The sequence below is a fragment of the Rhodococcus sp. Chr-9 genome, from assembly GCF_000801125.1.
In the GTDB taxonomy this organism is placed as follows: Bacteria; Actinomycetota; Actinomycetes; order Mycobacteriales; family Mycobacteriaceae; genus Rhodococcus; species Rhodococcus pyridinivorans.
The window spans coordinates 42,785-64,014 of sequence record NZ_JTIZ01000110.1 but is presented as its reverse complement, the minus strand read 5'-3'; the positions used below and the strand labels follow the sequence as shown (position 1 = coordinate 64,014).

Below are 21,230 nucleotides of genomic sequence, written 5' to 3'. Positions count from 1 at the left end.
NACAAGTCCCTGCCCGGCATGCTCATGGCTGCCGCCCGCCTCGATCTCGCCGCCGTCTTCCTGTACGCCGGGTCGATCCTGCCGGGCATCGCGAAACTGTCCGACGGCACCGAACGCGACGTGACGATCATCGATGCCTTCGAGGCGGTCGGGGCGTGTGCGCGGGGCCTGATGTCCGAGACCGATCTCGACGCGATCGAACGTGCCATCTGCCCCGGTGAGGGCGCCTGCGGCGGCATGTACACCGCGAACACGATGGCCGCGTCGGCCGAAGCGCTCGGTATGTCGCTGCCGGGAAGCGCATCCCCACCCGCCACGGATCGTCGCCGCGACGGTTTCGCCCGGCGCAGCGGACAGGCGGTGGTCGAGTTGTTGCGTCGCGGAATCACGGCCTCCGACATCCTCACCAAGGAGTCGTTCGAGAACGCCATCGCGGTGGTCATGGCCTTCGGGGGATCCACGAACGCCGTGCTCCACCTGCTCGCGATCGCGCACGAGGCGCAGGTGGATCTGAGCCTCGACGACTTCGTCCGCGTGGGTGCGCGGGTGCCGCACCTCGCCGACGTCAAACCGTTCGGCCGGCACGTGATGAAGGACGTCGACCACATCGGCGGCGTCCCGGTCATCATGAAGGCGCTGCTCGACGCGGGTCTGCTGCACGGTGACTGCCTCACCGTCACCGGGAAGACCGTGGCCGAGAACCTCGCCGGCATCAGGCCACCCGACCCGGACGGCAAGGTGCTGCGTGCCCTGAGCGACCCCATCCACCCCACGGGGGGCATCACGATCCTGCGGGGCAGTCTCGCTCCCGGCGGAGCGGTGGTGAAGTCCGCAGGCTTCGACGAGTCGGTCTTCGAGGGAACGGCGCGGGTCTTCGAACGCGAACGCGCCGCGATGGACGCGCTCGAGGACGGCACCATCACCGCAGGCGACGTGGTGGTCATCCGGTACGAGGGTCCCAAGGGCGGCCCGGGCATGCGCGAGATGCTCGCGATCACCGGTGCGATCAAGGGTGCCGGGCTCGGCAAGGACGTCCTGCTGCTCACCGACGGACGATTCTCCGGTGGTACCACCGGGTTGTGCGTCGGGCACGTCGCCCCGGAGGCCGTCGACGGCGGCCCCATCGCCTTCGTCCGCGACGGCGACCGCATCCGTCTCGACGTCTCGAACGGCCTGCTCGACGTGCTGGTCGACGAGAAGGAAATGGAAACGCGGCGACAGGGCTGGGAGCCACTGCCGCCGCGCTACACCCGGGGTGTACTGGCGAAGTACACGAAGCTGGTCGGTTCCGCATCGAACGGTGCGGTGTGCGGATGAGGGTCGGGTGAACCCTCCCGCTCCGGGGGTGCTGCTAGATCGGACGGAAACCTGCGCCCGGCCCGCCCCGACCGTTGATGTCGGCCATGATCACGTCGATGTTCGTTCCGACCTCGGGGCCGGCGCACGGCGCGAGCAGGTAGGCGTTGACCATCGCGACGAGCGTCGTGCCCACCACGAGCGGTGCGCCCGAGTCGCCTTCGATGACGCACACCTGCGTCCAGGTCTCCTGCGAGCCGAACACGTCGCCCCAGACGATGCCGCAGGTGTTGCCCGTGGTGCGGCCTTCCTTGCAGGCGATGTTCGGGAAGCCCGCGGGGGCACCGAGGCCGGTGATCGTCACGTTGCCGACGCGGTTGACCGGAACGACCTTGCTCCGGTCGAACTCGATCACGGCGTAGTCGAGCCGTTCGTTGGTCGACACGATGCGGCCCACCGAGCCGGCAGCGAGGTCGTATTCGGCTTTCACCGTCATGCCGGGAGAGCCGCAGTGCGCGGCAGTGAGACCCACGAGGCGTCCGGCGGCGTCGTTGCCGATCGTGGTGAGCGTGCAGTCGAAGATGTCCTGCCCGTTGTCTCCGAGAGTGATGCCCGAACCGCCACCGAGGGTGACCGGAGGAGCCGCGACGGCCACCCCGGAACCCGCGCCGACCAGCGCGACCGCGCTCGCGATTGCAACAACCAGTTTTCTGAACATGGAGGCCCTCCTGCGCTGCGCCGTCCGGCAGCCGTCGGGCTGAGCGTACTAGAGGTTTCCGCCGGATTTCCGGGTTGCGCCCAAGCTTTCCAGAGCTTGACGGGCCTCCTCGAGCTCGCGGCTGAGCTGCGCGACCCGCTCCTCGGCCGCGCGACGCGCCTCCTCGATCACCGACTGGACGGCCTCGGTGGCCGTGGGATCGCCGAGTTCCTTCACCGCACGTTCGACGGCGTCGGGTGCGACCGTTGCGGGCTTACCGACCTTGCGGGTGCCGTGCGCGACCCCCACCGTCCACTCGTTCTCCGGGTCGATCGTGACGGTGATCGTGATCGACGGCGCCTTCTTCGCCTTGCGGGCCGGGGCCTTCGGCTTCGCCGGTGCCGGCGGCCGGGAGGCGGGAGTGTCGGACGAAGCGGGGGTCGTCTGGGTCACGGGCTTCTTCTCCTGGGCGCGGGGAACCGCAGCGACTGCTGGGCTCTCGGATTTCTGGGGAGCAGGCTTCGGTGCAGCAGGCCTGGATGCGGTAGCCCGTGGGGTCGCGGGTTGCACAGGTGCCACCTTCGCGGGAGCTGCCTTCGCTGGAGCGGGCTTCGCACCACCGGACGTGCGCGCGGTCTTCGTCGGTGCGCGCTTCGTTCCGGCCGGCTCGCGGGTGGCGCGCAGTTCGTCGGTCTCGAACGGCAACTCGTCGTCGACGCCCTTCGGCCGCACCATCACGGTGCTGCCGCTGATCGATACCACCCGCGCCGACGTCCCCGGGTCGATGCCGAGACTCGGAATGCCCTCGACGAGGTAGACGGTCGCGCGGCGCCCCTCGGCGAGAGCGGCACCGAGCTCTCCGAGTTGTTCCTCCGTCAGGTGGTCCGCGCGTCTGCGGGGCGACATGCGACGTCCTTTCTCGGTTCGCCGAAGGGTCGGCAGGGCTTCGATGTCGGTCACTGTCGCACATCCGTACGACACGCCTGTACACCTGTTCGATACGACCTGCCGCGCGCATGGGCCCGGGGCACGGTAAGGATGGAAGAGTGACCCCGTCCGATCCGGCACCTGCCTCAGGAACCGACGTGCTGTCCGTGATCCAGTCACAGCTGGAGAACGCGCTGCTCGGTGGTCCTCTTCGTTACACCCTGAACGAGGTGGCCGAGTTGTGCGGGCTCGCACCTGCGCGGGTGCGCCGGCTGTGGCAGGCACTCGGTCTGACCGTCGATCCCGATCCCGACGTCGTGATGTTCACCGACGGCGACGTCGAGGCCCTGCGTGCGACGGCGGCCATCATCGCGAGCGGCGCGATCGACGAAAGCCTCGAGGTGCCCGCGGCCCGGTCGATCGGACAGTCGATGTCGCGGCTGACCGAGTGGCAACTGAATCTGCTCAACACCCACGTCTTCACCCAGTTGGCCTCCGCCTACGCGAAAACGGAGACTCCCCCGCAGGAAGAGGAGATCCGCGCGCTGATCGACCACATCGTCGATCGCACGACCGAGCTCGCGCTGAGCCTCCAGAGCCACATGTGGCGTCGGCACCTGGTGGCCACGACCGCCCGGGCCGCCGCGCGCCCGCAGGATTCCGGGGAGCTCCACGAGTTGGTCGTCGGTTTCGCCGACATGGTCGGCTACACACGGTTGACCCGGCAGATCGATGCGGCCGCGCTGAGCGAGCTGCTCGACTACTTCGAATCGGAGGTCTCCGACGTCATCGCCCGGCACAACGGCTGGGTGATCAAAACCGTCGGCGACGAGGTGATGTTCGCGGCCGAACGTCCGGTCGACGCCGCACGGATCGCCCTCGAACTGCAGGATTCGTTCAGGTCCCAGAAGGACTATCCGGACCTGCGGATCGGACTGGCGTGGGGCCAGGCGTTGCCGCGCTTCGGCGACCTGTTCGGTTCGGTCGTCAACATCGCGGCCCGTCTCACCGGCGCGGCGCGGCCGGGCACGATCCTCGTCGACGAGAACCTCGCCGACGCCCTCTCCGACTGCGAGGAGTTCCGCTTCCAGACGGTGCGCACGCTGCGGCTGCGGGACTTCCAGCATTCGCGGCTGTACGTCCTGCGTCGTCCGCGCGAGGAGAAGAAGGCGGCGGTGGGCGTGGAGGGTCTGCACGACGAGGACATGGGTCTGTGACCGGCAGGCTGACAACAGTCGACGAGAAGCCCGATACTCCCTCATACCCACTGATACTTCTTCCGACCTCCTTCGCCCTCGAGGAGACCACGAAGTACCGCCCCCATGCGGCGGTCGACGACGCGACCCGCGAGATCGGTGCGGCGATCGGTGTTGCGATCACGGGCAGCGTCCTGGCCGCAGCCTACGGGCACGGCATCGATCCGGTGGCGCCGATGATCCCCGAGCCGGCCCGGGCCGCCGTGCAGGATTCGCTCGCCGCCGCGATACAGGTCGCCGAGCATGCGGGTCCGCAGGGCGAGCAACTCGCCGAACTCGCACAGAACGCCTTCCTCGACGGCTTGCAGCAGGCATCGTGGGCAGTCGCCGCGATCTTGCTGGTCGGAGCGTTGATCTCCGCCTTCTGGCCACCCCGGCGCTCGTAACCCTCCCCTCTCTTTTCTTTCTCGATGCCCGCAACGCAGGTCGCGGGCATTGTGCTGTGCGCGTGATCACGCTAATCTGGATAACAGTTACTAGTCGTCACACTAAAAAGGTGGAGGCATGACCGCATCGCTCACCCGCGAGACCAGCAAGGGCTTCATCCCCGGCGTCGCACTGTCCGATCGCGAAGAAACCGCCGGACGACTGCTCGCCTCGTCCGCACGTAAGTCGTACGACCCGGTCGTCGAGGTGGACTGGGAAGCCCCCGTCCCCGACGACAAGTTCGGAATGACCCCCGAATGGAGCACGCTCTACGGCACCGCACTGTGGGACGAGCTCACCGACGAACAGCGCATCGAGCTGACCAAGCATGAGGCCGCGAGCGTTTCGAGCGTCGGCCTGTGGTTCGAGATCCTGCTCATGCAGATGCTCCTGCGCGACGTCTACGACCGCGACAAGCATTCGCGTCACGTCCAGTTCGCCCTCACCGAGGTCGCCGACGAGTGCCGCCACTCGGTGATGTTCGCGCGCGCCGGCGAACGGCTGAACATGCCGGGCTACGGTCCGGCCCGCTACATCCACCAGCTCGGTCGCCTGTGGGGCCATTTCTTCAAGGGCGCCAACGCCTATGCATCGGTCATGGCTGCCGAGGAGATCCTCGACATGATGCAGCGCGACTTCATGCGCGACGAGCGGGTGCAGCCCGTCACCCGCGCGGTGTCGAAGATCCACGTCCTCGAGGAAGCGCGCCACATCCGCTTCGCCCGCGAGGAGGTCGCACGCCGACTCGCCGGTGCGAGCCGCACGCGACTCGCGTTCGAGCGGTTCAACACCGCGCTCGTGGTGTTCTTCGTCGTCAAGAGCATGATCCACCCCGACGTTTACGCCAATGCGGGCCTCGATCGCGAGCGCGCTCTGCAAGAGGCGAAGGGCAACAAGCACTATCACGATCGCGTGCGCAAGTCCGGCGCGAAGCTGATGACCTTCCTCGACAACGTCGGCCTCATCGGCGGACCGTCGAAGATCCTCTACAAGAAGGTCCACCTGCTCTGACACGGCCTACGGCCATACAACGAACTGTGCGCAGTTCTCGTCGATCTCCTCGAGGGATTTCCGACGAGAACTGCGCACAGTCCTTCGTGGCGAAAACCGAAAGGCGTCAGCCCACCTTCTCGGTGGCCCGCAGGCTGTCGTCGCGCTCCTGCTCCGGGAACAGCGTGCGCGTGATCTTTCGAGCGGTATCGGCGACGATCGGCGCCACCCACTCCAGGCGAGTCGAACGCGCGTCCGCTGCCAGCGACAGGGCGGCGACCGGGCCGTCGACGCCGCGGAGCGCGACGCCCACGCATCCGATGCCCCGCGCAGCTTCCTCACGTTCGAACGCGACGCCACGACGCTTGCGAATGCGGTTGAGCTCCTGGTGCAGTGCGACGTGATCGCGGATGGTGCGCTCGGTGCACGGCACGAGAGTCTTGCCGTACAGCGCGTCGATGCGTTCGGGCTCGAGCCACGCGAGGATGGACTTGCCGGCCGCGGTGGCGTAGGCGGGGAACCGACCGCCCACCCGTGACGGCACGCTCGACGCGAACTGTCCACCAACCTTGTCGAGGTAGAGCACCTCGTTGCCCTCGAGGACCGTCAAGTGGACGACGGCGCCGGTCTGCATCGCCAGGTCGTGGAGATGCGGCGCAGCGGCCTCCCGGATGCGGCGGTGGCCTGTGTCGCTGCCACCGAGACCGAGGGCACGCGGGCCGAGGCAGTAGCCGAAGGATGCGTGCTCGATCCAGTCGCGACGCACGAGGTGATCGAGGATGCGGTGCACCGTCGAACGGGGCAACCCGGAGCGACAGGTGACCTCTTCGAGAGTGAGTGCGCCGCGGCTGTCGAAGGCCTCCAGGATGAGGGTCATCCGATCGACCATCGATGGTGGAAGTTCTCGTTTCGACGAGGTTCCGACGGGCTCGAGCGCGGAGTCGACGGCGGTCAACTGCACCTCCATAAGTCCTGGCCACGACCCTGCGCGCCTCATGAAACTGGAATCTGTTCCAGAACGTTAGCAGTAACAGAGGTCACACCGGAAGGGGTACACACAGACTGTAGGTACTCCGGAGTCAGTTTCCTGGCGAGAGCGAATTCCTACGAGTCTGGTCGGAATCGTGCGGACAGGTTATTGTCGGGACCGTGAGCAAGACGTACGAGCGCGCGAGCCGGTCGCCGCACCGTCGTGCCCAACTCTCGTGTATCCGCGGGTGCCTGGCCCGCTGACCGCCGCACCCGTTCCTGCCCTCTCCACACCGCCGTACGGTGATGTCGTGTGCGGGGCCCGAAGGTCAGCATGTCGACGATCAGAACACATCCCGAATCCGGAGCAGAGCCATGAGCGACACCACCCCTGAAGCAACCGATCCCAGCGCGAACTGGAGCTTCGAGACCAAGCAGATCCACGTGGGACAGCCTGCCGGCGGCGACACGAAGGCCCGGGCCCTGCCCATCTACCAGACCACCAGCTACACCTTCGACAACACCGATCACGCCGCGGCGCTGTTCGGTCTCGCCGAACCGGGCAACATCTACACCCGCATCATGAACCCGACGCAGGACGCGGTCGAGCAGCGCATCGCTGCCCTCGAAGGTGGCGTCGCCGCCCTCCTCCTCGCGTCCGGACAGGCCGCCGAGACCTTCGCGATCCTCAACCTGGCGCAGGCCGGCGATCACGTCGTGTCGAGCCCGTATCTCTACGGCGGCACGTACAACCTGTTCCACTACACGCTGCCCAAGCTCGGCATCGAGGTCACCTTCGTCCAGGATCCCGACAACCTCGACCAGTGGCGCGAGGCCGTCCGCGACAACACCCGCGCGTTCTTCGGCGAGACGATCGCCAACCCGAAGAACCACATCCTCGACCTGCCCGGCATCTCGGGTGTCGCCCACGAGAACGGGCTACCGCTGATCGTCGACAACACGGTCGCGACCCCCTACCTGCTCCGCCCGCTCGAGCACGGTGCCGACATCGTCGTGCACTCGGCCACCAAGTACCTCGGCGGCCACGGCACGGCCATCGCCGGTGTCATCGTCGACGGCGGCACGTTCGACTGGACGCAGGGCCGCCACGTCGGTTTCACGACCCCCGACCCGAGCTACCACGGTGTCGTCTTCGCCGACCTCGGCGCTCCGGCCTACGCACTCAAGGCGCGCGTGCAACTGCTGCGCGACATGGGCGCGGCGGTCTCCCCGTTCAACGCCTTCCTCATCTCGCAGGGCATCGAGACGCTGAGTCTGCGCATCGAGCGGCACGTGGAGAACGCACAGAAGGTCGCCGAGTTCCTCGAGGGACGCCCGGAGGTCACCTCCGTCGCCTACGCCGGCCTGAAGTCCTCGCCGTGGTACGACCGCGCCCAGCAGCTCACCCCGCGCGGCGCCGGTGCGATCGTGGTGTTCGAGCTCTCCGGCGGCATCGACGCCGGCAAGCGCTTCGTCAACGCGCTGACCCTGCACAGCCACGTCGCGAACATCGGCGACGTCCGTTCGCTGGTCATCCACCCCGCGTCGACCACCCACTCGCAGCTCACCGGCGAGGAGCAGATCGCCGCGGGTGTCACCCCGGGTCTCGTGCGACTCGCCGTGGGCATCGAGAACATCGACGACATCCTTGCCGACATCACCACCGGTCTCGAGGCTGCCGGCAGCTGATTCCGGCACATCGACAACGNAGTCGTTGCGTGCGAGCGCCTGCGCGATCCGCTCGGCCTGCGTGCTGCTCTCGAGCAACTGCCTGACCAGCCACAGACGCAGGACACGAGTGACTGCGGCGGCGAGATGGACCGCCACACCGATCAGAGTGACAGCCACGAAGCCGAGAGCGAGCAACTGGTAGGACAGCAGGTCACGGGTATCGGAGAGGGTCAGCGACGCAATGTAGACGACGAAGATCGCGATGGCGCCGATCACCATCAGGGCCAGGCCGACGATGCGGGCCTTTCCTCCCGAATCCGGACGGGGAGCGTCGAGACCCAGCGCTGCAACGTCCTTCTTGAACTGTTCACGTCGCTCGTCGGCGAGTGCGGTCATGGTCATCCTCCTAGATAGGTGGTGGAAAGTTCTTCTTCGATCTCCGCCGGATCGCCCGTGCGCACCACCCGGCCCTGCAACATCAGCGCGGCACTGGTGGCGATCGGGAGCACCGCTCGCGCGAACTGTTCGGCTACGAGAATCGACACCCCCTCGGCGGCGAGTTCGCCGACGATGTCGTAGATCCGGGAGACGATGCGCGGCGCCAGACCCATCGACAGTTCGTCGAGCAACAGCACCGTGGGATGGGTACCGAGCGCCCGCGACAGCGCAAGCATCTGCTGTTCGCCGCCGGACATCGAACCGGCCAGCTGTGATCGGCGCTCACCGAGAACGGGGAATCGCGTGTACGCCACCTCTTCGAGGTCTGCGAGAGGAACACCGGTGCCGGTTCCGATCCACAGGTTCTCGCGGACGGTGAGGTTGGGGAAGATGCCGCGTCCCTCGGGAATCGAGCACACCCCCAGACGTGCGAATTCCGCTGCGGACACACCGTTGACGACACGGCCGGCCAGCCGGAACTCACCCGACGAGACCGGATGGATACCCGAGCACACGCGCAGGGTCGTCGTCTTACCTCCGCCGTTGGGCCCGAGCAGGGCGACCACCGCGCCCGGTTCGAGTATGAGATCCACGCTGTGCAGCACCTCGATCGCACCGTATCCGGCCCGGACACCCGACAGTTCGAGCAACGGTTCGACGCTCATACCGCTTCCTCCTCGGTGCCGATGTAGGCGTTGATCACTGCCGGATCGTTCTTGATCTCGTCCGGGACGCCACTGGCCAGCACCGCGCCGTAGTCGAGCACGTGAATCCGGGAGCAGATCTTCATCACGAGCGGAATGTCGTGCTCGACGAGGCAGATCGCGAGATCCGAATCGGCCAGATCGCGGAGCAGGGCGGCGAACGCCTCCGTTTCCTGTTCCGTTTGCCCGGAGGCGGGTTCGTCGAGCAGCAGCACCCGCGGCGAGGTCATCAACGCGCGGGCGACCTCCACGACGCGGGCGCGGCCGGTGGGTACGTCCGAGACGTCGGTGCTCGCGATATCGGCCAGGCCGGTCAGCTCGAGGAGCCGGTCGACTTCCTCGTCCAGATCGATCTTGTTGCGTCCGTTGGCATTGTGGATGTCCCCGGCCACTCGGAGGTTGTCGCGCACGGACAGCGACACGAACAACTCGAGACGCTGGAACGTGCGGGCCATACCCATGCGGGCCCGCTTGTAGGGCGGTAGCGACGTGATGTCACGACCATCGAGGAAGACCTTGCCTACCGTCGGCCGTTGCAGGCCGGTGATCGTGTTGAACAGGGTCGTCTTCCCGGCCCCGTTGGGTCCGATCAGGCCCGTCACCGTTCCCGGTTCGATTCCGAGGCTCACGTCCTTGACCGCGACGTGTCCGCCGAATCGGACTGTGATTCCGCGTGTTTCCAGAATGGGTGTCTCAGCCATGAGGAATCAGTTCCTTCTCCGACCCGGTGGCACGTGCGGCCAGAAGTTCGTCGATGCCGAGTTCACGGTCGATCTCGTCCCGTGCCTGCTCGTTGTAGGGCTCGTCGATTCCGATCCGTTCGGGAACCAGCGGCGCGCGACGTTGCGCTTCCTCTGCGCCGAGCACAGCTTCGGGCATCAGCCACTGTCCCACGACCGGAAGCATGAACACCGTCGCGATGGTGATCGACGCGAACCACCAGTTGTCGAGCGCGCCGACGAGCGCGAGCAGGTAGGACACGAGCACCACCGCGGCACCCCCGACCAGCACGGGCTCCGCGTTCTTCAGGTGACGGTAGCCCTCCACCATCTGGTGGACGCTGCCGCTCGGGTTGGCCGCGACGCCGATACCGATGAGCGCGGGGCTCACTGCGGCGACGTGACCGAGGAAGGTCCACATTCCGGCCAGTTCCGGCTGTCCCGCAGCGAGATCGGAGAACGAAACCATGATGACGGCGAAGCCGATACCCGACATCAGACCACCGAACAGCGCACCGGAGACGTAACCGATACCGGCCACGACGGTGAGCATCAGCAGCGACAAGCTCACCATGATCGAGAAGCTTTCGTTCGACACCGAGCCCATCGCACTCGACATGAACAGCCCTCCCAGTCCGGCGATGCCCGCCGACAGGGTGAAGACTCCGAGCTTCAGACGCACCAGGCTCTGGCCGAGCATCGCCGCCGCGGCGGGGCTGTCCTTCATCGCTGCGAGCCGGCGGCCGTAGCCGCTGTTGCGCAGGGCGATGAGGCCCACGCCGAGAACGGCGAAGATCACCGTCACCGTCATGAGGAAGGCCGTCTCGTTCCGCAGGTCGAGTGGGCCGACCTTCAACGGCGGGATCGCGATGTTGCCGTCGGTGAACAGCGAGAACCTGATGCCGAACAGCTCGTGCTGGGCGGTGTCGCGCAGCACCATGTTCGACAGGAACACACCGAACGCCATCGTGGCCAGGGCGAGATAGAGGCCGCGCAACCGCAGGGCCGGAAGCGCAATGAGCCCGCCGATCACGGCCGTGACGGCGACGCCGAGCGCCACGCCCCACAGGTTCAGGTGGGCAGCCAGTCCGCTCCCGGAGATACCGAAGTGGAACGCCACGATCGTCGCGATGGCACCGAAAGATACCGGCGCGAGGTTCATCTCGCCCGCGTATCCGGTCAGCAGGGTCAGCGACAACGCGATGATCGCGAAGGCCATGCCGATCGTGAGGGTCGTGACCGCCGACGTCACCATGAGCAGGCGGATGGCATAGACGATGACGACGAGCGCGACCGCCCAGGCGATCGCCTTGCGCACCGACGGCACGTGGTAGCGCTCCCGGGTACGGGTGACGGCACCGCGCAACCGATCCTGCGGCAGTACGACGAGAACCACGAACAGCGCGATCATCGGCAGGGACACCCGCAGATTCGACGTCCACGTCCACGCGGTCGGGAAGTAGGCGAGCACGTATGTGGCTGCCAGGCCGAGGAACAGCGCACCGGCGAAGGTGCGCGGAATGCTGCGCAGCCGGCCGAACATCGCCGCCGCGAACGCGTCGATGACGAGCAGGGTCAGCATGTTCGCTTCGAGGGTGCCACCGTTGATCGGTGTCACGAGGACACCTGCCAGCACCGCGAGGGTCGAACCCATCATCCAGGACAGCGCGGCGAGCCGGTCGGGGTCGTGCCCGTTCAGGCGCAGCAGATCGGGATCATCGACCACACCTCGCATCGCCACTCCGACGCGGGTGCGCACGAACATGATTCGCAGTCCCACGGCGATGAGCACCGCGGCGGCGAGACAGATCAATTCGTGGTAGCGAATGGTGACGCCGAAGAGGTCGATCCTTGCCTGGTCGCCGAAGAACATCGTCATGGTGCGTGCGGTCTCCGGATGCCAGAACCAGTGCGACACCGAGACCATGCCGAGCAGGATCGACACGGTGACGACGATTTTGGTGACCTCGGCGGTGTCACGCATGCCGCGCATGATCACGACGTAGAGCAACAGGCCCGTCATCGGGCCGAGGACGCCGAGGACGAGAAGCAACGCGACGGGTGTGGGCAGCCCCCAGCCGTAGCGCAGTTGCCAGTAGGCGAACGCACCGAGCATCGCCTGTGCGCCGTGCGCGAAGTTGAAGATGCCGGACGTGTTGTAGGTGAGAACGAGGCCCGATGCAGCGATCGCGTAAACCGATCCGAGCACCAACCCCACGATCGTGAAGGTCAGAAAGGTGTCCATACGAGTACCTCTGGTCGGGGTGCCGGCGAGTGCGTGTCAGGCCTCGCCGGCACCGGGCGCTCGGATCAGACGGTCGGTCTGATGATGTTCGGGTTCAGGTATTTCGTCGCGACGCGGTCGGGTCCGAGTTCGGTGCCCCACGTGCTCGGATCGGTTGCGACGCGGTAGCGGTCGTCGCACTTGAAGGTGCCGGCCTCCGTGGGGAACGCCTGGGTGTATTCGGCGCCGGTGAGCCTCACGACGAGCCCGCAGGTTGCCGGCATGTTGTTCCCGGGATCGGTGACGGCGTGCAGCCCGCCTCCGTCCCACTCGTCGATTCGGGACAGTTCGTCGATGACGCACTGACGGGACAGGTCCGATCCGCAGGCGTCCGCAGCGGTCGCCCACAACAGGAACGAAGAGGTGGCCTGCATGCCGAGCAGCGCGGTCTTGCCGTCCTGCTCGGTGACCAGCTCGACGTACTTCTTCACGGCCGGTACGGCATCAGCGTTCTCGATCATCTGGAAGGTCATGCCGGCGTGGAGGTTGTCGAGCAGACCGCTCTCCCCGTTCCACGCCTGGGCGGCGTTGCCGTACCAGGTGGCCTCACCGAGCAGGATCGGGTCGATGCCGACCTGGTCGAGTGCCTTCACGAAGTTGAACTCGGCCGGCACCGGAGAACGGGACGTCCACAGGCCCTTGACGTCGCACTGCTTGAACTTCTCGGCGAAGGGCGCGTAACTCGACTCGCCCTCGTAGTTGAGCGTGACACCGCAGTTCTTCAGCGTGAAGCCGGCGGCCTCGGCGATGGACCGGATCTTGGTGCTCGCCGAGATGATCGTGGGCATCGTGCTGTCGATGACGTCGAACTCGCCGACCAGGTCCGGGTACATCTCGGCGATCTGGAACCACTGCGAGCCGTTCGCGTAGTCGACCGGGAACGGGACGCCCTGGTAGGTCATTGGACCGTTGGCCGCGTCGGGGGACACGGTGAAGGCGGGGACAGCGGCGAGATTGCACGCGACCCGAGTCTGCTCGGACGTCTGGTCCATGGCGAAGCCGTGACCGACCATCATGAACTCGCTCGCACACGCGTTCTGCATCACGGCGTTGGCCTGCGTCATCGCAGCGTCGTAGTGGGTACCGACGATCGTGCGACCGTTGATGCCACCCTGGGCATTGCACCAGTCGATCATCGCGGAGACGGCGTCACCGATCTCTTTGTTGAGTCCGGGACTTTTCGAGTAGCCCCGGTCGTCGCCGTATCCGATGCGGATCTCGGTATCCGACACTCCCTGGTCGGTGCTTCCTGCCGCATCCCCCGGCCCGCACGGAGACACGAGGGTTCCGAACGATTCCTCGGCCGTGGGGGCCGCCGCTGCGGCGGCTGCCGCCGGAGCGAGGGCGCCCGCCGACGGGTCGGCGCCGCGGTCCGACGCACAAGCGGACGTCGCCACTACGACGGCGAACAGACCCGCCATCGATTTCGAGGCAGCGCTGAGTTTCACGACGATGGACTCCTTGGTCTCGGTCTGGGCTGAAGCGCAATTCCGGGGCGTCGGACGGTAGGCCGGGTGTCGCGAAGGTAGCCACCCCACAGAGTGAGACCTGGGCCACTCTCACTCACCGGGACAAATCTGTGACAGTGAACACAGCGCCTAGGGTTCGATGCACTACATCACCCGAAACAGTTCTCCGATCCCCCTGTGTACGCCCTACTGCGCGACGAAACCGTGCGGGACCGAGAAAGGCGAATCCTTGACAGCACAAGCAGATCTGCAGCAGATGTTGCAGATGGTCGTTTCCCAGCTCACCGGCCCCGGTGGCCGATTCGAAATCGTCGAAGAGGACGTGCGCGGCAACCGGATGCAGGTCATGCGCAACCGCGACCGCCGCATCGGTGACCTCGTCGCCGCGTCCCGGCAATGGGGCGACCGCGACTACCTCGTGACGGCCGATCGCCGCCTCTCGTTCAGCGCGCACGCCGACGCCGTCGCCGCCCTGGCGACCGTCCTGCGCGACGAGCACGGCGTGAAGAAGGGCGACCGCGTCGCGCTTCTCGCGGCCAACTCCCCCGAATGGATCATCACCTTCTGGGCCGCTCAGTGCCTGGGTGCAATTGCAGTGGGCCTGAACTCCTGGTGGACGCCGCCCGAGATCGCGTACGGCGTGAACCTGGTGCGGCCCAAGGTGATCGTCGCCGACGCCAAACGCGCCGCGTTGCTGGCGAGAGCGGGGGTCTCCGGGTTCGATCTGCTCACCACCGAGCAGGACGTGCCCCGGATCGTGGCCGCGGCGTCCGGCGCCGAACTGCCGTCGGCGGACGTGGAGGAGGACGATCCCGCGGTCATCCTGTTCACGAGCGGTACCAGTGGGCGTCCCAAGGGGGCACTGCACTCCCACCGCAACGTGCTCGCCGTCGTCGACTATCACCGATACTCCGACGCGCTGGTTGCCGCGATGCAGCAGCGCCCCTATGACGACTCGGTGCCCAACGACAACCGGTATCTCCTGACCTCACCGTTGTTCCACATCGCGAGCCTGCACAACCTTGCGGTGCCGCGACTCGCAACGGGAAGCGCCGCTGTCATGACGGAAGGCGGGTTCGACGTCGACAAGGTCTTCACGCTCATCGAGCGCGAGAGGGTGACCAACTGGGGTGCGGTGCCGACGATGGCTTCGCGCATGCTCGAGCACGAGAACACCGACAAGTACGACCTCGGCTCGCTCACTGCGTTCGCGCTGGCTTCTGCTCCGTCCTCCCCCGAGTTCAAGCAACGCCTGCAGGCGAAGTTCCCCTTCGCGCGACAGGCTCTGGTGGACAGCTATGGGCTGACCGAGTGCAGCACCGCGATCGCCATGGCGACGGCCCCGGAAATCGAGGCCTTCCCCGGAACCCTCGGCTCCCCCATCATCACGGTGAGCATGGAGATCCGCGATCCGTTCGGCGAACGGGTGCCCGACGGCACCGAGGGTGAGATCTGCGTCCGCAGTCCCTACGTAATGCTCGGCTACTGGGAGGATCCGGCCGCAACGGACGCGGCCATCACCCCGGAGGGATGGTTGCGTACCGGCGACTACGGCGCGATCGAGAACGGACGTCTGCGGCTCACGGGCCGACGGTCCGATCTCATCCTGCGCGGCGGCGAGAACGTCTATCCCACGGAGATCGAACAGTGCCTCGACGAGCACCCCGGCGTCGTCGAGAGCGCCGTGATCGGCGTGGACCACGAGGATCTGGGACAGGAGATCGCCGCCGTCGTCGTGCTGCGACCCGGCAGCACGATCACCGAGGACGAGTTGCGAGCCTTCTGCGCCGAGCGACTGGCCTACTACAAGGTCCCTACCGTCTGGCGGATCACGCAGGATCTGCTCCCCCGCAACGCGACCGGCAAGATCGTCCGACGCTCGATCACCGTCTGACCGGCGAACCCGTCGATCACTCGCCGAGCCCGAACAGCGACGTGGCGTTGTCGCGGCACACCGCGCGGATCCACTCGCTGTCGGGCGCGACGCGCTCGAGCACCTCGAGCTGGTGCAGATAGTCGTACGGAATGTTCGGAAAATCCGTGCCGAGCAGGATCTTCCGACGCAGCGCGTCGAGACGCGGCAGCTGATCCCTCGGGAAGGGTGTGTCCTCCTCGACGAAATCGGTGAACGCCATCGTCGTGTCGAGATACACCCGCTCGTACTGTTCCGCGAGGTCGAGGAACTCGCGGTACTCGGGCAGACCCATGTGCGCGACGATCACCGTCAGCTGCGGGTACCGGCGCATGAGTTCCTGCATCGGAGCCGGACCGGTGTACGTGCCGGGCGCCGGGCCCGACCCGCAGTGCACGACGATGGGCACGCCCGAGTCCTCGAGCAGGCCCCACACGTCGTCGAGGAGCGGATCGAGCGGCGAGTAATCGCCGACCTGGATGTGGGATTTGAACACGCGCGCGCCCGCCTCGATCGCCGACGCGACGTACTCCTTCGCCTCGGCCTCCGGGTAGAAGGTGGCGGTGTGGAGACAGTCGGGGGTCCGGGCCGCGAAGTCAGCCGCCCACGAGTTGAGCCACGCCGCCATCTCCGGCTTGTGCGGGTACAGCATGGCGGTGAACCGGCGTACCCCGAAGTCGCGGAGACGCGCGACGCGTTCCTCCTCGTCGTGCCGGTAGGTGATCGGCCAGGGCCGTCCGACGAGCGGGCCTGCGGAGTCGAAGTACGCCCAGACCTTGTCCATGACCTGGCGGGGCATGAAGTGCGTGTGGACGTCGATCAGGTGATCGAGACCGTGGGTGCTCCGAAAGCGTGCGACCGACTCGACTTCGTTCATGCCGCGACCCTATCCGGCGACCCTCAGCAGGGGTGACGTGAGTAGTTGATATTCGCTCCGGGAGATCGTTGTCACATACCCCCAGCAGGACAAAGGTTTGCCTTACCAATACTATGTGAAACTTGAATTACCGATCCGCGAGCGTCTTGGCACATGTCAGCACGCCGTCCGACCCTTCCTCGGAGTCACCCGTGAAACTGAATCTCAAGCGCCTGCTCCTCGCACCGGCCCTCGCCGGGGCGCTCGTCCTGACCGCCTGCGGTGACAGCGGTATCGACAGCGCCGACGCCGAGAACGGCGCGACCGTCACCATCGAGACCAACAACGGTGAGATGGAAGTTCCTACGGACCCCGAGCGTGTGGTGGCCCTCGACAACAAGTCGTTCGAGATGCTGCGCGATTGGGGCATCACGCCCGTCGCCCTGCCGAAGACCCTCCTCCCCAACACGGGCTTCGACGAGTGGCGTGAGGACGACTCCATCCTCGATGTCGGCACGCACCGCGAGCCGAAGCTCGAACTGGTCAGCGAGGCCGAGCCGGATCTGATCATCGGTGGTTCGCGCTTCACCGAGTTCACCGGAGAACTGTCGAAGATCGCGCCGGTCGTCGACGTCTCCGCGCTGGACGATTCCGAGGGCGGCTACATCCAGGGACTGAAGGATCAGGCCCTCGCGCTCGGGCAGATCTTCGAGAAGGAAGCCGAGGCCGAGGAGATCGTCGCCGAGCTCGAGGCTGCCACCGAAGCTGCCCAGGACGCCACGAACGGTGAGAGCGTCTTCCTCGCGGTCGTCGCGGGCGGCAAGATCGACAACGGTGCAGGCCGTATCGGTCGCCTCCTCGAGGGCGTGAACCTGAAGGACGTCTTCGCCGGCGACGCCGGTGATGTCCACGGCGATTCCGGTCTCGCTCCCGAGACCATCGCGCAGGCGAACCCCGACTGGATGATCGTCCTGGACCGCGACTCCGCCACCGCCGTGCCGGGCGAGGAAGCCCCGCAGCCGGCCGCCGCGGTGATCGACGCGCAGGAAGCGTTCGCCAACACCACCTTCGCCACGAAGGACCAGATCATCTACCTGGACGGCGACTTCTACAAGCGTGAGGGCATCGAGTCCTACACCGAAGCGTTCCAGCAGATCACCGACGCGTTCGAAGCTGCGAACCAGTCGGCACAGTAAGTCCCTGTTGTTCGACGCTCCACAGCAGCCTGCCCCGACCCGAATCACGGGCCGGGGCAGGCTGCGTGTGTGAGCGCACCTTCTCCGGATCCGAGCCCCCATGACGAAGAACAAAGTGCTGCTGCCGGTGATCTCGGTGGTCGTTCTGGCACTGACCGTGGCGTCCCTGATGGTCGGCGGCTACGACATCACCCTCGAATCGCTGATCCACGACCCGGCGGCCCGCGAGATGTTCTTCATCTCCCGCGTGCCGCGAACCCTCGCCCTGATCTTCGCGGCCGTCGCGATGAGCATCTCGGGCGTGATCATGCAGTTGATCACCCAGAACAAGTTCGTCGAACCGACCACCGCGGGCACCGCGCAGTGGGCCGGTCTCGGCCTGCTGGCCACATTGATCGTCGTTCCCGACGCGTCGCCGATGGTCAAGATGGTGATCTCGGTGATCTTCGCGTTCGCGGGAACGATGGTGTTCATCGTCGTCCTGCGCCGGATCGCGCTGAAGTCGTCGATCATCGTGCCGCTCGTCGGCATCATGCTCGGTGCCGTGGTCGGCTCGATCACCACTTTCCTCGCCGGCAACTTCGACCTGCTGCAGTCGATGTCGGCGTGGCGTTCGGGTGGCTTCAGCAGCGTGGTTCGCGGCTTCTACGAACCGCTGTGGGCGGTGCTCGCCGTCGCCGTCCTCGCCTATCTCCTCGCCGACCGGTTCACCATCGCCGGTCTCGGTAGAGACCTCGCCACCAACGTGGGGCTGAAGTACGAGCAGGTCGTCTTCCTCGGCGTCATGCTCGTCGCGATCGCCACCGGCGTCACTACCGTGGTGGTGGGCTTCATCCCGTTCCTCGGCCTGATCGTCCCGAATCTCGTGTCGATGATGCTCGGCGACGACATGCACAAGAACCTGCCCTGGGTCGCCGTCATCGGCGCCGGACTACTTCTCGCGTGCGATCTCGTCGGCCGCACGATCGTCGCCCCCATGGAGATTCCCGCGTCCGTCGTCCTCGGCGTCGTCGGCGCCGTCGTCTTCATCACTCTCGTTCTGAGGCAGCGTCGTCATGTCAGTGCTTGATTCCGTACGCGCCCGGGCCGTCCCGACCGGCAAGGGTGAGCGCCGTCGCCTGTCGCCGGGAGTGCGCCTGGCCATCGTCGCCGCGATCGCCGCCGTAGCGGTCGCCTGCTATCTGTTCCTGTTCATCCGCGGCTCGTTCGACTTCACCTTCCCTCGCCGGCTCACCGTCCTGGGAGCCATGGTGGTCGCGGCGTTCGCGCACGGCATGGGGACCGTCGTGTTCCACACGGTCACCGACAACCGCATCCTCACGCCGTCCATCATCGGGTTCGATTCCCTGTACACGCTGATGCAGACGCTGACGGTCTTCTTCTTCGGAGCCACCGCGATCGCGACCTCCGAAGGCATCCCGAAGCTCGTCCTCCAGACCGGGCTCATGGTGGCACTGGCGACGCTGCTCTATCGCTGGTTGTTCTCCGGCCGTTTCGGCAGCCTGTTCCTGATGCTGCTCGTCGGCGTCGTACTCGGAATGGCGTTCGACAGTCTCTCGACGTTCATCCAGCGGGTGCTCTCCCCCACCGAGTACGACATGCTCTCGGTCGAGCTGATGGGTCGCCTGTCGTCCGTACCCGGCGACTATCTGCCCCTCGCATTCGGCATCTGCATCGTCGTGGGGGTGATCCTGTGGCGCCGTCGCCACCGTCTCGATGCGCTGCTGCTCGGCCGCGACACCGCAACCAACATCGGTGTCGCCTACAAGCGCGAGTTGACGCTGATGCTCGTCCTCATCGCGCTGCTCGTGGCGTTCGCGACCGCATTGGCCGGGCCCATGACCTTCTTCGGCTTCCTCGTCGCCACCCTCGCCTACCAGATCGCCGGTTCGTACAAGCACCAGTACGTCATGCCCATGGCGTTCCTGCTCGGCGTGATCACCCTCGCCTTCGGCCAGTTCTTCATGCAGCACGTCTTCTACGCGGGCGGGTTCCTGACGGTGATCATCGAGTTCGTCGGCGGCATCCTGTTCCTGTTCATGCTCCTGAGAAAGGGAACGCTGTGATCGAGTTCCACGACGTCTCGATGTCGTACCAGGACAAGCGGGTCCTCGGACCCGTCTCCGGCACGATCCGCGAGGGCGGCATCACCTCCCTGATCGGACCGAACGGTGCCGGCAAGTCGACGCTCATGACGATCATCGGCCGACTGCTGCAACCCACCAGCGGCACCGTCACCGTGGGCGGACTCGACGTGCATTCCACGAAGACCCGGGAGCTGGCCAAGCATCTGTCGATCCTGCGGCAGGAGAACCACATCACCGCGCGCCTGACGGTCCGCGAACTGGTCGGCTTCGGTCGATTCCCGCACTGCCAGGGCAGACTCACCGCGGAAGACGTGCGGCACGTCGACGAGGCGATGGAATTCCTCAACCTCACCGACCTCGCAGACCGCTTCCTCGACCAGCTCTCCGGCGGTCAGCGGCAGCGCACCTTCGTGGCGATGGTGCTGGCACAGGACACCAAGTACGTGCTGCTCGACGAGCCGCTCAACAACCTCGACATGAAGCACGCCGTGCTGATGATGCGTCAGCTGCGGCGGGCAGCGGACGAACTGGGCAAGACGATCGTGCTCGTCATCCACGACGTGAACATCGCCGCCGCGTACTCCGATCACATCATCGCGTTGCGCGACGGCCTGATCGTCACCAGCGGCACGTCCGACGAGATCATGCGGGACGAGATCCTCACCGACGTGTTCGATACCCCCGTGACCGTCCACGCGATCAACGGGCAACCCACCGCGGTCTACGCGCGCTGAGCGGAACTTCGCTCAGAACAAGGTCAATTCGGCGTCGTCGGCGCACTTCGGCGGCTTGTGCGCGACCACGGGCGTGCTCGGCACCTCGATCGGTCCGGGCTGCGCCGCGATCTCGCGGGCGGCCTGGCCGGCGAGCGTGTCGGCCATCTCGTTGAAGTGGTTGCCGACGTGGCCGCGCACCCAGCGGAACCGCACCGGACCGGTGCGGTCGGTGAGCTCGCGGTCGATGGCGCGCACGAGTTCGAGGTTCTTCACCGGCGCGCCGGTGGCCGTCTTCCAACCCTTGCGCTTCCATCCGGGCAGCCATTCGGAGGCGCACTTGATCGCGTACTGCGAATCGGATTCGATGATCATCGGCTCGGCGCCGGGATGCGCGCGCAGTGCCTCGAGCACCGCCCGGAGCTCGGCGATCTGATTCGTGCCCGAACGCTCACCGCCCGACGCGCTGGGCCCCTCGTGATTGACCCACGCCCACCCGATGGCGCCACCGGGATTGCGAAGGCAGGATCCGTCGGTGCTCACGATGATCATGCGCCCGACCATAGCCGCACCCTCCGACACCACGAAAGTCGGCTCGAGCGCACAGAGTCGCGAAAGTC

At 66.4% G+C, this 21,230-nt stretch carries 19 protein-coding genes and 1 pseudogene; 10 read left to right on the top strand and 10 right to left on the bottom strand.

Annotated features, from left to right (window positions below; genetic code table 11):
• Window position 1: 1 nt before the first annotated feature.
• Window positions 2-1,317, top strand: a pseudogene (locus tag QR64_RS17840) (dihydroxy-acid dehydratase); the annotation flags it as partial.
• Between the two features lie 34 nt (window positions 1,318-1,351).
• Here QR64_RS17840 and QR64_RS17835 read toward each other — a convergent pair.
• The gene (locus QR64_RS17835) at window positions 1,352-2,014 is read right to left on the bottom strand and encodes a hypothetical protein (RefSeq protein ID WP_006550994.1); all 663 of its coding nucleotides are present in this window, start codon (window positions 2,012-2,014) and stop codon (window positions 1,352-1,354) included.
• Between the two features lie 48 nt (window positions 2,015-2,062).
• The gene (locus QR64_RS17830) at window positions 2,063-2,899 is read right to left on the bottom strand and encodes a DUF6319 family protein (protein ID WP_039586534.1); all 837 of its coding nucleotides are present in this window, start codon (window positions 2,897-2,899) and stop codon (window positions 2,063-2,065) included.
• Window positions 2,900-3,039: 140 nt separating this feature from the next.
• On the opposite strand from QR64_RS17830, the gene QR64_RS17825 reads away from it, so the two are divergent.
• The 3 genes from QR64_RS17825 (at window position 3,040) to QR64_RS17815 (ending at window position 5,613) form a co-directional block, all read left to right on the top strand.
• Entirely contained in the window at window positions 3,040-4,137 is a 1,098-nt protein-coding gene (locus QR64_RS17825) for an adenylate/guanylate cyclase domain-containing protein (RefSeq protein ID WP_039586522.1), read from the top strand.
• Window positions 4,134-4,562, top strand: coding sequence for a hypothetical protein (locus tag QR64_RS17820; protein ID WP_039586521.1), 429 nt, complete (start codon window positions 4,134-4,136; stop codon window positions 4,560-4,562). Before QR64_RS17825 ends, QR64_RS17820 begins: the two co-directional genes overlap by 4 nt.
• Before the next feature lie 118 nt (window positions 4,563-4,680).
• On the top strand, window positions 4,681-5,613 hold the full coding sequence (locus QR64_RS17815; RefSeq protein ID WP_006550998.1) for an AurF N-oxygenase family protein: 933 nt from the start codon (window positions 4,681-4,683) through the stop codon (window positions 5,611-5,613).
• Window positions 5,614-5,719: 106 nt separating this feature from the next.
• On the opposite strand, the gene QR64_RS17810 is transcribed toward QR64_RS17815, so the two are convergent.
• Window positions 5,720-6,559, bottom strand: coding sequence for an IclR family transcriptional regulator (locus QR64_RS17810; protein WP_006550999.1), 840 nt, complete (start codon window positions 6,557-6,559; stop codon window positions 5,720-5,722).
• A 377-nt stretch (window positions 6,560-6,936) separates the two neighbouring features.
• On the opposite strand from QR64_RS17810, the gene QR64_RS17805 reads away from it, so the two are divergent.
• The gene (locus QR64_RS17805) at window positions 6,937-8,250 is read left to right on the top strand and encodes a bifunctional o-acetylhomoserine/o-acetylserine sulfhydrylase (protein ID WP_039586519.1); all 1,314 of its coding nucleotides are present in this window, start codon (window positions 6,937-6,939) and stop codon (window positions 8,248-8,250) included.
• A gap of 20 nt (window positions 8,251-8,270) precedes the next feature.
• Here the strand turns inward: QR64_RS17805 and QR64_RS28145 are convergent.
• From QR64_RS28145 to QR64_RS17785, 5 genes are all read right to left on the bottom strand, one after another.
• Window positions 8,271-8,634 (bottom strand): hypothetical protein (locus tag QR64_RS28145; RefSeq protein ID WP_019290778.1); only part of this gene is annotated, 364 nt, incomplete at its 3' end.
• Window positions 8,631-9,335: an ABC transporter ATP-binding protein gene (locus QR64_RS17800; protein WP_006551002.1), complete on the bottom strand. Its 705-nt coding sequence runs from the start codon at window positions 9,333-9,335 to the stop codon at window positions 8,631-8,633. The genes QR64_RS17800 and QR64_RS28145, both read right to left, overlap by 4 nt.
• Window positions 9,332-10,075 carry an ABC transporter ATP-binding protein gene (locus tag QR64_RS17795; protein ID WP_039586515.1) on the bottom strand — a complete coding sequence of 248 codons (744 nt, stop codon included), beginning with the start codon at window positions 10,073-10,075 and terminating at the stop codon, window positions 9,332-9,334. Before QR64_RS17795 ends, QR64_RS17800 begins: the two co-directional genes overlap by 4 nt.
• The gene (locus QR64_RS17790; protein WP_039586513.1) at window positions 10,068-12,338 is read right to left on the bottom strand and encodes an ABC transporter permease; all 2,271 of its coding nucleotides are present in this window, start codon (window positions 12,336-12,338) and stop codon (window positions 10,068-10,070) included. The genes QR64_RS17795 and QR64_RS17790 overlap by 8 nt, the downstream gene beginning before the upstream one ends.
• A 65-nt stretch (window positions 12,339-12,403) precedes the next feature.
• Window positions 12,404-13,798 carry an ABC transporter substrate-binding protein gene (locus QR64_RS17785; protein ID WP_174556304.1) on the bottom strand — a complete coding sequence of 465 codons (1,395 nt, stop codon included), beginning with the start codon at window positions 13,796-13,798 and terminating at the stop codon, window positions 12,404-12,406.
• A 304-nt stretch (window positions 13,799-14,102) separates the two neighbouring features.
• Here QR64_RS17785 and QR64_RS17780 point away from each other — a divergent pair, with 304 nt between their 5' ends.
• Window positions 14,103-15,740 (top strand): class I adenylate-forming enzyme family protein, encoded by a 1,638-nt coding sequence (locus tag QR64_RS17780; protein ID WP_198040676.1) that lies wholly within the window; start codon window positions 14,103-14,105, stop codon window positions 15,738-15,740.
• 16 nt (window positions 15,741-15,756) lie between these two features.
• Here the strand turns inward: QR64_RS17780 and QR64_RS17775 are convergent, their stop codons facing one another.
• Entirely contained in the window at window positions 15,757-16,635 is an 879-nt protein-coding gene (locus QR64_RS17775; protein ID WP_006551007.1) for an amidohydrolase family protein, read from the bottom strand.
• 191 nt (window positions 16,636-16,826) lie between these two features.
• Between QR64_RS17775 and QR64_RS17770 the strand changes: the two genes are divergently transcribed.
• From QR64_RS17770 to QR64_RS17755, 4 genes are all read left to right on the top strand, one after another.
• Complete coding sequence (locus tag QR64_RS17770; RefSeq protein WP_052227353.1) at window positions 16,827-17,810, top strand: ABC transporter substrate-binding protein; 984 nt, start codon at window positions 16,827-16,829, stop codon at window positions 17,808-17,810.
• Between the two features lie 100 nt (window positions 17,811-17,910).
• The gene (locus tag QR64_RS17765) at window positions 17,911-18,879 is read left to right on the top strand and encodes an ABC transporter permease (protein ID WP_033098431.1); all 969 of its coding nucleotides are present in this window, start codon (window positions 17,911-17,913) and stop codon (window positions 18,877-18,879) included.
• Window positions 18,866-19,876 carry an iron chelate uptake ABC transporter family permease subunit gene (locus tag QR64_RS17760; protein ID WP_232333396.1) on the top strand — a complete coding sequence of 337 codons (1,011 nt, stop codon included), beginning with the start codon at window positions 18,866-18,868 and terminating at the stop codon, window positions 19,874-19,876. The genes QR64_RS17765 and QR64_RS17760 overlap by 14 nt, the downstream gene beginning before the upstream one ends.
• On the top strand, window positions 19,873-20,631 hold the full coding sequence (locus QR64_RS17755; RefSeq protein WP_033098433.1) for an ABC transporter ATP-binding protein: 759 nt from the start codon (window positions 19,873-19,875) through the stop codon (window positions 20,629-20,631). The genes QR64_RS17760 and QR64_RS17755 overlap by 4 nt, the downstream gene beginning before the upstream one ends.
• 12 nt (window positions 20,632-20,643) lie before the next feature.
• Here the strand turns inward: QR64_RS17755 and QR64_RS17750 are convergent, their stop codons facing one another.
• The gene (locus QR64_RS17750) at window positions 20,644-21,162 is read right to left on the bottom strand and encodes a ribonuclease H (protein WP_033098456.1); all 519 of its coding nucleotides are present in this window, start codon (window positions 21,160-21,162) and stop codon (window positions 20,644-20,646) included.
• Window positions 21,163-21,230: the final 68 nt, after the last annotated feature.

What these genes read in the sequence shown, in the direction of transcription:
- QR64_RS17835 (WP_006550994.1), bottom strand. Translation starts at nt 2,014, where the DNA reads ATGTTCAGAAAACTGGTTGTTGCAATCGCGAGCGCGGTCGCGCTGGTC.
- QR64_RS17830 (WP_039586534.1), bottom strand. Translation starts at nt 2,899, where the DNA reads ATGTCGCCCCGCAGACGCGCGGACCACCTGACGGAGGAACAACTCGGA.
- QR64_RS17815 (WP_006550998.1), top strand. Translation starts at nt 4,681, where the DNA reads ATGACCGCATCGCTCACCCGCGAGACCAGCAAGGGCTTCATCCCCGGC.
- QR64_RS17810 (WP_006550999.1), bottom strand. Translation starts at nt 6,559, where the DNA reads ATGGAGGTGCAGTTGACCGCCGTCGACTCCGCGCTCGAGCCCGTCGGA.
- QR64_RS17805 (WP_039586519.1), top strand. Translation starts at nt 6,937, where the DNA reads ATGAGCGACACCACCCCTGAAGCAACCGATCCCAGCGCGAACTGGAGC.
- QR64_RS17800 (WP_006551002.1), bottom strand. Translation starts at nt 9,335, where the DNA reads ATGAGCGTCGAACCGTTGCTCGAACTGTCGGGTGTCCGGGCCGGATAC.
- QR64_RS17795 (WP_039586515.1), bottom strand. Translation starts at nt 10,075, where the DNA reads ATGGCTGAGACACCCATTCTGGAAACACGCGGAATCACAGTCCGATTC.
- QR64_RS17790 (WP_039586513.1), bottom strand. Translation starts at nt 12,338, where the DNA reads ATGGACACCTTTCTGACCTTCACGATCGTGGGGTTGGTGCTCGGATCG.
- QR64_RS17785 (WP_174556304.1), bottom strand. Translation starts at nt 13,798, where the DNA reads ATGGCGGGTCTGTTCGCCGTCGTAGTGGCGACGTCCGCTTGTGCGTCG.
- QR64_RS17780 (WP_198040676.1), top strand. Translation starts at nt 14,103, where the DNA reads ATGTTGCAGATGGTCGTTTCCCAGCTCACCGGCCCCGGTGGCCGATTC.
- QR64_RS17775 (WP_006551007.1), bottom strand. Translation starts at nt 16,635, where the DNA reads ATGAACGAAGTCGAGTCGGTCGCACGCTTTCGGAGCACCCACGGTCTC.
- QR64_RS17765 (WP_033098431.1), top strand. Translation starts at nt 17,911, where the DNA reads ATGACGAAGAACAAAGTGCTGCTGCCGGTGATCTCGGTGGTCGTTCTG.
- QR64_RS17760 (WP_232333396.1), top strand. Translation starts at nt 18,866, where the DNA reads ATGTCAGTGCTTGATTCCGTACGCGCCCGGGCCGTCCCGACCGGCAAG.
- QR64_RS17750 (WP_033098456.1), bottom strand. Translation starts at nt 21,162, where the DNA reads ATGATCATCGTGAGCACCGACGGATCCTGCCTTCGCAATCCCGGTGGC.